Source organism: Polaromonas sp. P1_E1_2 (assembly GCF_056406035.1).
This window is the reverse complement of sequence record NZ_JBFUAZ010000951.1, coordinates 1-1006: the sequence shown is the minus strand read 5'-3', so window position 1 is coordinate 1006 and position 1006 is coordinate 1. Positions and strand designations below refer to the sequence as shown.

General features: G+C 59.7%; 1 protein-coding gene. It reads left to right on the top strand.

Translation table 11 applies throughout. The features are described 5' to 3' along the window. Window positions 1-1006, top strand: a 1006-nt coding sequence (locus AC1D1P_RS24345; protein ID WP_477674794.1) for an MraY family glycosyltransferase, incomplete at both ends; no start/stop codon positions are given.

Below are 1006 nucleotides of genomic sequence, written 5' to 3'. Positions count from 1 at the left end.
GCGCGTGAGCATGCCAGCCGATACGACGTGAGCAAACCGCAGCGGTTCCATGCGGGAAACATACCGCGCGTCGGCGGCATCGGGATACTGCTGGGCTTATTGGCTGGCTTGCTTGCCGGCGTGATAGCTGAAACAACCGCCAGCCGGGTAAATGTGCCCATGAGCTGGCATACCGCCCTGCAATTGGTGGTGGTCCTGCTGCCAGCCGTGCTGGGCGGCGTTTATGAAGATCTCACGCAGCGGCTGACGGTGCGTTACCGCCTGTTGCTGACGGGCCTGTCCGCAGCGCTGGCGTGCAGCCTGTTCGGGCTGGCGTTACCGCGGCTCGGTGTGCCAGGAATCGACATGCTGCTGCTGTCATTTCCCTGGGTCGGCGTTGCCTTGGCTTTTTTCGCGTTCTGCGGCTTGCCGCACGCGTTCAATATCATTGATGGCTACAACGGCCTGGCGGGTACCGTCGCGTCGCTCATCTGCCTGGCAATCGCCTATGTCGCGCTTCAGCTTGGTGACCGTCAGCTGGCTGCCATCGTTGTCTGCCTGGCAGGTGCGACCATGGGTTTTCTCATGTGGAATTACCCCCGTGGCCTGATTTTTGCGGGGGATGGGGGTGCCTATCTCTGGGGTGTTGTGATCGCGCTCGCCTGCATACTGCTGGTGCAGCGCCACCAGATGGTTTCGCCGTGGTTTCCGATGCTGTTGATCATTTATCCGGTCTGGGAGACTGTTTTTTCGATCTACCGAAAGCTGGCGCGCGGCGGATCGCCCGGGGTGGCTGATGCGCTGCATTTCCATCAGCTGATCTACCGCCGCCTGGTGCGTGGTGTGTTCCACGATGACGAGTCGCGGCGCATGTTGATGCGCAACAACCGGACGTCACCTTATCTCTGGAGCTTTACCTTGCTGACTGTGGTGCCGGCAGTGCTGTTCTGGCGTGAGACTTCGATCCTCATGATGTTTTGCGCGCTGTTTGTGTTGACGTATGTCGGTTTTTATATCGCGATCATCC